The organism is Mesorhizobium sp. M7A.F.Ca.MR.362.00.0.0 (assembly GCF_004023175.1).
In the GTDB taxonomy this organism is placed as follows: domain Bacteria; phylum Pseudomonadota; class Alphaproteobacteria; order Rhizobiales; family Rhizobiaceae; genus Mesorhizobium.
The window spans coordinates 11,412-17,175 of record NZ_RZTF01000049.1; the positions used below are offsets into that span (position 1 = coordinate 11,412).

7 protein-coding genes are annotated in these 5,764 nt (G+C 63.8%); 1 reads left to right on the top strand and 6 read right to left on the bottom strand.

Annotated features, from left to right (window positions below; all coding sequences use genetic code 11):
• Window positions 1-236 (bottom strand): TetR/AcrR family transcriptional regulator (locus EOC06_RS42085; protein ID WP_245469433.1); only part of this gene is annotated, 236 nt, incomplete at its 3' end.
• A gap of 87 nt (window positions 237-323) precedes the next feature.
• Between EOC06_RS42085 and EOC06_RS09565 the strand changes: the two genes are divergently transcribed.
• Window positions 324-1,154: a crotonase/enoyl-CoA hydratase family protein gene (locus EOC06_RS09565; RefSeq protein ID WP_127319249.1), complete on the top strand. Its 831-nt coding sequence runs from the start codon at window positions 324-326 to the stop codon at window positions 1,152-1,154.
• An 86-nt stretch (window positions 1,155-1,240) separates the two neighbouring features.
• On the opposite strand, the gene EOC06_RS09570 is transcribed toward EOC06_RS09565, so the two are convergent.
• The 5 genes from EOC06_RS09570 to EOC06_RS09590 all read right to left on the bottom strand — a co-directional run bounded on the left by EOC06_RS09570 (window position 1,241) and on the right by EOC06_RS09590 (window position 5,374).
• On the bottom strand, window positions 1,241-1,549 hold the full coding sequence (locus EOC06_RS09570) for a cupredoxin family copper-binding protein (RefSeq protein WP_128307600.1): 309 nt from the start codon (window positions 1,547-1,549) through the stop codon (window positions 1,241-1,243).
• 11 nt (window positions 1,550-1,560) lie between these two features.
• On the bottom strand, window positions 1,561-2,085 hold the full coding sequence (locus EOC06_RS09575; RefSeq protein ID WP_128307601.1) for a DUF4142 domain-containing protein: 525 nt from the start codon (window positions 2,083-2,085) through the stop codon (window positions 1,561-1,563).
• Window positions 2,086-2,201: 116 nt separating this feature from the next.
• Window positions 2,202-2,876 carry an RNA polymerase sigma factor gene (locus EOC06_RS09580; protein ID WP_128307602.1) on the bottom strand — a complete coding sequence of 225 codons (675 nt, stop codon included), beginning with the start codon at window positions 2,874-2,876 and terminating at the stop codon, window positions 2,202-2,204.
• Window positions 2,877-3,008: 132 nt separating this feature from the next.
• On the bottom strand, window positions 3,009-4,070 hold the full coding sequence (locus EOC06_RS09585; RefSeq protein WP_027037856.1) for an HPP family protein: 1,062 nt from the start codon (window positions 4,068-4,070) through the stop codon (window positions 3,009-3,011).
• A 125-nt stretch (window positions 4,071-4,195) separates the two neighbouring features.
• Window positions 4,196-5,374 (bottom strand): cystathionine beta-lyase, encoded by a 1,179-nt coding sequence (locus EOC06_RS09590; RefSeq protein WP_128307603.1) that lies wholly within the window; start codon window positions 5,372-5,374, stop codon window positions 4,196-4,198.
• Window positions 5,375-5,764 lie beyond the last annotated feature (390 nt).

The following is a 5,764-nucleotide window of genomic DNA, read 5'->3' on the forward strand; positions in this document are numbered from 1 at the left end:
CCTTCGGCGGCATCGAACCAGCCGGCCATCCGCTTCAGATTGGGTTGGTCGCGGCCATCGAGATAGGCGGCGATGAGGTCGTCCTTGCTCTTGAAATGGTAGTAGAGCGTGCGCTTGGTGAGACCCGCTTCCTCGGCGACGGCATCGACGCTGACGCGACCGATTCCTTCGGCATAGAAGAGCCTGGTCGCGGCATCGACAATGCGTTTGCGTGTAGGACTTTGCGTGTCAGGCATGAGCTTAGGTATACCGACTAGTGAATATACACAAGCGGAAAGGGGCATAGTCTTCCGGTCATCAGTATGATGAAGAAGGAAGAGCCAATGACCGATCTTGTCCTCAACGAAACCCGGGATGGGATTGCCATCCTCACCCTCAATCGGCCGGAGAAGCTCAACGCGCTGAACTATGCCCTGATCGATCGCCTGCTTGCGATCCTTGACGACATTGAAGTCGATGACAGCGTTCGTGCGGTCATTCTGACCGGAGCAGGGGAGCGGGCGTTTTCGGCCGGCGGCGACATTCACGAGTTCTCGGCCAGCGTGGCGCTTGGCGTCGATGTCGCGATGCGTGACTTCGTCATGCGCGGGCAGCGGCTGACGGCAAGACTGGAAGCGTTTCGCAAGCCCGTCATCGCTGCCGTCAACGGCATTGCCTTTGGTGGCGGCTGCGAAATCACCGAGGCGGTGCCGCTCGCCATCGCCAGTGACCGCGCTTTGTTCGCCAAGCCGGAAATCAACCTCGCAATGCCGCCGACCTTCGGTGGAACCCAACGCCTGCCGAGGCTCGCCGGGCGCAAGCGGGCGCTGGAGTTGCTGTTGACCGGTGACTGGTTTGCGCCGCCGCGGGCGCTTGAGCTGGGTCTCGTCAACGAGGTTGTGCCGCATGCCGAATTGATGCCGGCCGCGATCGGCCTGGCCAGGCGTATCCTGCGACACTCCGATCTGGCGATTGCCGGCATCCTCACGGCAGTGGCCCGCGGCCTCAACCAGAGCATCGCCGAAGGTTTGCTGGTCGAGGCCGAGCAGTTCGCCCGCATGGCCCCGACCGCTGATCTGCGCGAAGGGCTGAATGCCTGGATGGCACGCCGCGAGCCGGGCTATGACGGCTCGTGGACGCATATCGCGCGTCCCGACGAGGCCAGGCGAGCCTGAAGCGGGTCGCCTGAAAGGCCAGGCGACCAGGTCTTTGTTTTTATGCCGAGGTCACTTTTGGGCGACATGCACTCGTTGGCGTTGGATCAGGGCGTCACCACCAAACGGCCTTTCATGTTGGGGTGAAAGCGGCAGAAATAGTCGACCGGTCCCGCGGCCTTCAATGTCAGGCTTGCGGATTTCTTCGGCGGGATCATCACTTCCCAGCCGCCTTTCACGGTGGCCGTGTGGGCGAACACATCCTTGTTCACCCACTCGATCGTGTCGCCGACCTTGGCCTCGACGGTGGCTGGCGAGAACACCAGCCTGTCGATGATGACCTGGATGGTTTCCGCTCGCGCCGGAACGGTACCGACGGCCAGCGTCAACGCAATCCACAGATGGCGTTTCGGCATGCTCCCGGTCCTTACTTGAGCCTGCCGGCGACGTGCTCGGCGTGCTGCTCATGGCCCTGGAAAATCTTCAGGCCGGTTTCCAGAAGGCTCTTCAGGTCGGCATTCTGCGCCGACGGGATCAAAAGGGTTTCGAGCGCGCCGTTGACCTGCTTGTGGTAGGCGACCTCGTTATCGACATAGGCCTTGTCGAAGGCAGCGCCGTCGAGTTTGGCGAGCTTGGCCCGCTCCTCCGCCGCAGCTTTGGTCAGCGCCTGGCTGGTGGCGTTGTCTTCCGGCGTGACCTTGAGCTTCTTCACCAGATCGAGCGCCTGCACGTTCACGGCTTCGTGGTCGCGCACCATGTCGTTGGCGAAATCCACGACCTCCTTGGTCTTCGATTTTTCGATGGCCAGCTTGGCCGCTTCAACGTCGATGACCCCGGCCGTATAGGCGATGTGAGCGATCTGCGGATCGGTTGGCTTGTCGGCGGCTTGCGCGAACGGGGCGGTGCCGAGCAGCAGCATGGCGGCGAGCGCGGCAGTGTGTCGGATGGACATGGCATCTCCTTCGTCGGGACGCTGAAATCGCCCCGGACAGTGTTTTTCGGTTGACGGTCATTGGATGCTGGCCAGCGGCAAACGTTCCCGCCAAAATCAACTGAATCCGGTGAGGCTCAGCTTTCCAGCCCGAGCCGCCGCATGACCGCGCTGGTCAGTCGTTCGCAACGCCGGCCGGCGAAGGGGAAGGCATCGAGCAGCACCGGCCCGATCTGATCGTCCAGCGCCTTGCGCACGAGGGCGCGGGCGCGGTGCAGCCTTGTCTTGACGGTTTGCGGCCGCACGCCGAGGAGATCGGCGGTCTCCTCGATGCTCAGCCCCTCGATCACCCGCGCCACGAACACCGTCCGGTAGACGTCGGGAAGGCTGTCTGTGGCCTGTTCGACCAGTTGGAGGACCTGCCTTTGCGCCATCGTCCGTTCCGGATCGTCGCTGGGGTTGAGGGGGAACCGGATGATCTCGGCTTGCGGATTTTCCGGCAGTGCCACCGTTCTGCGCCTTTTGCGCAGGCGGCCGAGCGCCTCGTTGATGACGATGCGCGACAGCCATGTGGCGAGCGAGGAGTCGCCGCGAAACGCATCGAGATGGGCGAAAGCCTTGACGTAGGCCTCCTGGACGATGTCCTCGGCCTCGCTGTCATTGCGCACGACGCCGCGCGCGATCCGGTAGAGCCGCTGATTGTGTGTCTTGATGATGGTGCGGAAGGCATCGCCGTCGCGCGCCAGCGCGCGGTGCACAAGCTGCATCTCGCCTGGCACAGCGGAAGGCACGGCCGTCAACACAGCGGGCATGGCCACTTTCCTCAACCCAATCTCCGAACCAAGATCTCGATCGGGAGATTGGACGCTGTCGCCGGCAAAAGGTTCCCGAAGATTTTCTGCCGGGCCCGGCGGCCGCTACCCTACAGTGCGAGTGAAGGCTTGTCAGGCAGCCTGCAGGCGCGCTGTGGCCGCCAACAGATCGGTCTGGGTGATCAGCCCGAGAATCCGCTTGTCGTCGTCGACGATGATGACGGCGTGGCTGCGGCCGTCGGTGAGCACCGGCAACAGACCCATGGCGGCAAAGCCTGCGGCGGCTGTTGCCGCGGGCGATATAACGGATCCGACCGTCCCGGAGGCCTGGGTGAGTTCGCGCAACCCTACGGTGCCTGCCAACCTGGCCTCCGCATTGACGACCGGCAGGGTCCGGATGTTGTGGTCAAGCAGCAATTGGCGCGCCGCCTCGGTGGAGGTGTGAGCATCGACCGAGATCACATCGCGCGACATGATGTCCTCGCACAGAAGGGTCTTGTGCGCGCGCACCATCGCCTGCAATTCGACCTGCCGCAGCAGCCGGTCGAGATCGTTGCGATCGATATCGAACGTCTCGTCGAGTGCGCCAAGTGCGGCATCGATGTCTTCGGAGCGGAAGCCGACGCGCAGTTGCGCCGGCGGATCGCCGGTGCCGTGGCTGTTCGCCGGCGCTGCAACCGGTACATGCGGATAATTGCGCCGGGCCAGCCTGTGGAAGCCATAGCCGAGCGCCACCAGCAGGATCGAGTTCAGCGCCACCGGCACAAATGGAAACAGGAAGCCGGCGCTGATGACGGCAGGCCCTCCCAGCACCGCGGTCAGCGCGGCCGCTCCGCCCGGCGGATGCAGGCAGCGCGTGAACGACATGGCGGCGATGGCCAGTGCCACCGCGATGCCGCTGGCAAGGGCGGTTTCGTGGATGAAATGCGCCACGATCACGCCGACCAGTGCCGATATCGTGTTGCCGCCGATGATCGACCATGGCTGCGCCAGCGGACTGGCGGGCACGGCGAACAGCAGCACCGCCGACGCCCCCATCGGCGCCACCAGCAGCGGCACATGCGGGCCGTTGCCGAGCACAAGGCTGGCGATCACGCCGGTGAGCGCAATGCCGATCGTCGCGCCGATACAGGCGACGAGACGCTCGCGCAGCGTCGCGCCGGCAAGAATGGGAACAAAAAGGCGGAAAGCCATGGATCGAAAACTCTGCCGGTATTCCAGGGGAAGTCGAAAATGTGCTGATCCGCAATGACGCGGCATCGTTGAATTTGAAAGCCAAACTGATCCGGGAAACCCCGATTTGAGGGAATAGAATTCCGCTACGCAGCCGCCGCGGCGGTCAGGCCGCGCGAAATATCGGCCTTCAGGTCGTGGACGTCCTCGAGGCCGATCTGCAGGCGGATCAACGGCCCCTCATAGGAGGCTTTCGCGACAACGCGATCACCGAGCCAGACAGGCACGGCAAGGCTCTCATAGCCGCCCCAGGAATAGCCGAGGCCGAAGATCCGCAGCGCGTCGAGGAAAGCGTGCTGCTGCTTCTGGCCGCCACCGGCAAGCACGATGGAAAAGATGCCGCTCGAGCCGGAGAAGTCGCGCTTCCACAAATCGTGGTCCGGATGGCTGGGAAGGGCGGGGTGCAGCACGCGGGCCACGCCCTTCTGGCCCTCGAGCCAGGAAGCGATGGCCAGCGTGCTGCGCTGATGGTGTTCGAGGCGCACGCCCATGCTGCGCAGGCCACGCAGCACCTGGTAGACGTCGTCGGGCCCGGCGCAGCAGCCAAGCGTGCAGAAACTTTCGTAAAGATGCGTCCAGCAGCTCTCATTGGCCGACACCGTGCCAAGCAGCACGTCGGAATGGCCGGCCGGGTATTTGGTCGCCGCGTGGATCGAGATGTCGACGCCGTGGTCGAGCGGGCGGAAATAGAGTGGCGTCGCCCACGTGTTGTCCATCATGACGATGGCGCCCGCGGCGTGCGCCGCCTTGGCGATGGCCGGGATGTCCTGCACCTCGAACGTGTTGGAGGCCGGCGATTCCGTGAACACCACCTTGGTGTTGGGCTTGATCAACGCCGCGATGCCGGCGCCGACATCGGGGGCGTAGTACTCGACCTCGACGCCCAGCCGCTTCAGCATCGTGTCGGCGAAATTGCGGGTCGGATGATAGACGGTATCGACGATCAGCAGATGGTCGCCGGCCGACACGAAGGCGAGCAGCGGCACCGTCACCGCCGCAAGGCCCGACGGCACCAGGATCGTGCCTGCAGAGCCTTCCAGCGCGTCTATGGCCTGGGCAAGCGCATCGGTCGTCGGTGTGCCGCGCGTGCCGTAAGTGTATTTCTGGGTGCGCGCCGCCATCGAAGCCGCGTCGCGAAAAAGCACGGTCGAAGCATGCACCACCGGCGGATTGACGAAGCCGAAATAGTCGTGCGGATTGTTGCCCGAATGGGCAAGCCGCGTGTTGATGCCCATCCCGCCGTGCTCGCTGCCGTCTTTCGCCATTTCTGCGTCGCCTTGTTTGACAAGCCGCTAGCCATAGTGCGGCGCTATGGACCGTGCAACAGCCACTGTCCGCCAGGAGTTGGACTTCGAATATGCCAATTCGTCGGGGCAAAAACAGCGATGCGGGGGTACGGCGTGACCCTAGCGGTGTGCATCGTCGGCAACTGCGCTAGCCCGAAGCATCTCGTAGGGTGCACGTTGCTCGCACTGTTGTCGTGGTTGCTCTCAGCATAGTGCTGGCGGCCGCGCCAAGCAGTCCGGCTATAGCCACGATGATCAATGCGACCGCGAGCTTGCGATTTTCGAGCGGCACGATGAGCAACAATCCCAACCCATAGCCAATCTGCGTCAGCGTAACGATCAGCCCCCGGCTCGTGGCGAGAGGCCGAG

Bases quoted from the DNA above. Each gene is read 5' to 3' on its own strand.
- EOC06_RS09565 (WP_127319249.1), top strand. From the start codon at position 324: ATGACCGATCTTGTCCTCAACGAAACCCGGGATGGGATTGCCATCCTC.
- EOC06_RS09570 (WP_128307600.1), bottom strand. From the start codon at position 1,549: ATGCCGAAACGCCATCTGTGGATTGCGTTGACGCTGGCCGTCGGTACC.
- EOC06_RS09575 (WP_128307601.1), bottom strand. From the start codon at position 2,085: ATGTCCATCCGACACACTGCCGCGCTCGCCGCCATGCTGCTGCTCGGC.
- EOC06_RS09580 (WP_128307602.1), bottom strand. From the start codon at position 2,876: ATGCCCGCTGTGTTGACGGCCGTGCCTTCCGCTGTGCCAGGCGAGATG.
- EOC06_RS09585 (WP_027037856.1), bottom strand. From the start codon at position 4,070: ATGGCTTTCCGCCTTTTTGTTCCCATTCTTGCCGGCGCGACGCTGCGC.
- EOC06_RS09590 (WP_128307603.1), bottom strand. From the start codon at position 5,374: ATGGCGAAAGACGGCAGCGAGCACGGCGGGATGGGCATCAACACGCGG.